Genomic DNA, 3490 nt, shown 5'->3' on the forward strand with positions numbered 1-3490 from the left:
GGCTGGAGCATCGGCCTCGGGTGGGGGTGCTGGAGCTCCTCTGCGGTAGATCTCGATATATTCGGCCATCGAACCCAGGAGGTTTTCCTCGGGGACGGCAATCTCGGCATTAACCGCCGCTGCCACGTCGAGGATCCCGTAGCCGTAGATAGTGTCGCGTTCCTCGCCCTCGGCGCCGGCCTCCTGGGCCGTCAACAAAATCCGGTTGACGACCTGGGCCGCGGAGAGGTCAGGGTACTTCGAACGGATCAGCGCGGCGGTTCCAGCGACCAGAGGCGCAGCTCCCGAGCTGCCCGACCAGTCGGCGTACACCCCACCCGGCAGGGCTCCCACCAGGTTCTCAGCAGGAGCAGCGACCCCGATACTGATTCCCTCGGATGAGGATTCGCGGCTCGCTTGGCCCTCCCGGTCCAGACCAGCGACGGCAAGAACGCCCGGCATGGTCGCCGGAGCACCCACCTGCAGGGAGCCTCCCGCACGGTTACCCGCGGCGGCGACGATGACGACGTCGTTTTGCTCGGCGTAAAGGAAGGCCTCGTCCCAGCTCTCCGGCCAGGTCGGTGAGGTGCTTCCAAGCGACATGTTGATCACCTGGGCTCCGTTGTCCACCGCCCAGCGCACAGCGTTCGGGATCTGGGCGTCGATACTGATGCCCGCTGGATTGGGTCCCTTGGTTTCGCCTTCAATCCAGACGGACACGGCCAACAGCTCTGACTCAGGTGCCACTCCGACAATCCCGTCCGATCCCCGACCGTAGGTATCGGGGCCGGACGTAGCGACCGGTTCGGGCGACGGCGACTCGTCAGCGGCATCTTCGTCATCGGATGGTGAGGGGCTGGGCGGAGGATCGGGCAGGTGCCCGCGGCCGGCCAGCAGGCTGGCGACGAGAGTGCCGTGCTCAGCAACCTCGCCGATGCCGAGCTGACCGTCGGGTTGCCCCGACCCCGAAACGTCGCTGCCGCCTACCACCACTCCCTCAAGATCGGGATGTGAACCGTCCACGCCACTGTCGATGACAGCGACCCGGACTCCCTCGCCCTTGGTGGTTTCCCAGGCTTCGACGATCCCGTAGTCTTCCAGCCAGTATTCGCGTTCCCGCAGGTCATCTGCCTGAGCCGGGAGGGCAGGAAGCAGTGCTGCTGCGACAGCCACACCGAGCAGGCAAGCCGTGGCTCGCAACCGGGAGCCGAAAGCTCCGCTGGGGTTGGTCACTGGGTGGTTTTCCTGTTCTGGCTGAGGGCAATTCCGTCAAGAATATCGTGCTCGCTGGCGACAGAGGTTTTCACCCTGCCCCCGGTGGCATCGGCAAGGTGGGCGGTGATGGTGCGCCAAATCAATGCGCCGGCACCGATCACATCCACCCGGCCCGGGTGCATGTACGGCAGGGCGGCGCGGGATTCCCTGCTCATTGCCAGCAGCTCGGTGGAGGCCCGCCAGACCCGCTCCTGGTCCAGTTCTGCGCCATGAATGTCCGCCGAGCTGTACCCCGGCAGGTCCAACGCATGAGCGGTGATGGTGGTGATGGTTCCTGCCACCCCTATCAGCCGGCTGACCCGGTCAAATGGCACGTCCTGTGAAGCCTCGGCGATCAGGCGTCGGACCTCGGTTTCCATGGTCGCGATCTCCTGAGCAGTGGGCGGGTCTGCGGCCAGGTAGCGCTCAGTGAATCGCACGCACCCCATATCCATGCTGCGTGAGGCCGTCACCCCTGCTGAAGTGCCGACGACGAATTCGGTGCTTCCACCGCCCAGATCGACGACGAGCGCCAGCGACTCATCGGCCGGGGAGGCCGCCGCGGGAAGCACGCTCAGCGCACCATCGAATGACAGTGCGGCTTCTTCAGCCCCGCTGACCACTTCCGGCGCTACCCCCAGCAGCGCGCTGATGCCCGAGGTGAATTCTTCACGGTTCTCGGCATCCCTGGTCGCCGAGGTGGCGACGAACCGAATCCGGTCGGCTCCGTGCAGACCGATAAGTTCAGCGTATTCGCGGACCGCGGTGAAGGTGCGTTCGAGCGCGGCCGCGGACAACCGCCCGGTGGTATCCACTCCCTCCCCGAGCCTGACCACGCGCATGAGACGCACGACGTCGGTGAGGGACCTGCCGTCGTCGTCCACGTCAGCGATCAGCAGTCGGATGGAATTGGTGCCGCAATCGATGGCGGCTGTGCGGATCATGGTTTCTCCGGCGTGTTTGCGTCGGTGCCGGTGGGTGCTGTGCCGGTGCTGGCCGTCGTCGCTTCAGCCGCGTCGGCAGCCGCACGACGCGAGGCGCGTTTCGCGTCGATTTCCTCTGGGCTGAGGTTCTGGGTGCGGGTGTGCCGGCTGAGTTCGCGGTCCGGCGCCGAGCCGGCCGTGTCCCAGGCACCGGAGCAGTAGCAGGTGTCCCGGGTCCACCACTGGGCAATACCTTCAACCGCTTCGTCGCCGAGCGGGTTGACACCCGGGCCGGCCGCCAGTGAGTGTCCCACCAGGACGTGGAGGCATTTGACCCGGGTGGGCATTCCGCCGGCTGACACGCCGTCGATCTCCGGAACAGGACCCGTCCCTGACCGGTCGCCGATGGCTTTACGGACACGAAGGTACTGCTCGTGCGCCGACTGGTACTTCTCGGCGAGCCCCGGGTCGTGTTCAAGCCGTGCCGTCATCTCGGCCATCAAGCCCGACGCTTCAAGGCGGGAGACCGCAGCAGTGATCACCGGATGCGTCAGGTAGTAGGTGGTGGGAAAGGGGATGCCGTTGGATAGCCGGGGGGCGGTGGTCGCCACCAGCGGGTTGCCGCAGACACAGCGAGCACCAATTTCGACGACGTCGCGCACGGGACGGCCAAGTTGGCGGCTGAGGGTTTCCAGATCGGATGTGGTCAGCTCGGTGCCGGGTGCAGCGTCCATATCGGGGCCCAACCTTTCGTGGTTGAAGTTCGTGGAGGGAGATGAGGTGCGGTGTTCCGGGACCTGCACCGGGAATGATGAGCGCGGGTGCGGGCGCTAGGAGTCTGTTGCAGACCGCTCAATGGAGTCCCAGAGCGCATCGACCCAGGGGAGATCCTGCGGGGCGTCGCCGGAGGAGCCGACTGCTTCTTCGCCTGGTTCGGTGTCGCCGACCACCACATAGCGGGTCTCACCGGGCATTACCAGGAAAATTCGTTCGCGGGCCTGGGCCTTGATATAGGCGGGGTCCTCCCAGCGGGCGAGCTGCCGCTGGGATTCCAGTTGGGTTTCCTCCAGGGCGGCAATCTCGTCCCGCAGAGTGTTGAGCTCGCCCTGCTGGAGCAGGTAGGTTCGCACCGATGGCGCCAGGAGCACCGTGATGGTCACCAGCACTACCGCCAGCGCCAAGAGCCGACCGGAGAAGGATTTGGCCGGAATGGGCTTGGCATCCTCGGCCGGCACAATTGCTGGCGCTTCACGCCGGAACGGTTGGCGTGCCCGCCGGATGGTGCCAGCGAGTTGCAGCCGCTGCTTCGCCCGTTCCTCTGACGGGGTCAGAGG

Annotated in this window: 4 protein-coding genes; all 4 read right to left on the reverse strand. The window is 66.0% G+C overall.

Going from position 1 to position 3490, the window contains the following annotated elements; all coding sequences use genetic code 11:
- The coding region (locus tag K728_RS0107535) for a S8 family serine peptidase (RefSeq protein WP_024476329.1) at positions 1–1212 on the reverse strand (1212 nt) is incomplete at its 3' end.
- Complete coding sequence (locus tag K728_RS0107540; protein ID WP_019483675.1) at positions 1209–2177, reverse strand: Ppx/GppA phosphatase family protein; 969 nt, start codon at positions 2175–2177, stop codon at positions 1209–1211. The genes K728_RS0107535 and K728_RS0107540, both read right to left, overlap by 4 nt.
- On the reverse strand, positions 2174–2890 hold the full coding sequence (locus tag K728_RS0107545) for a DUF501 domain-containing protein (protein WP_019483676.1): 717 nt from the start codon (positions 2888–2890) through the stop codon (positions 2174–2176). Before K728_RS0107545 ends, K728_RS0107540 begins: the two co-directional genes overlap by 4 nt.
- Positions 2891–2986: 96 nt before the next feature.
- Positions 2987–3490 (reverse strand): FtsB family cell division protein (locus K728_RS18795; RefSeq protein WP_024476330.1); only part of this gene is annotated, 504 nt, incomplete at its 5' end.

Origin of the sequence: Arthrobacter sp. CAL618, assembly GCF_000468215.1 — a bacterium.
In the GTDB taxonomy this organism is placed as follows: Bacteria; Actinomycetota; Actinomycetes; order Actinomycetales; family Micrococcaceae; genus Arthrobacter_D.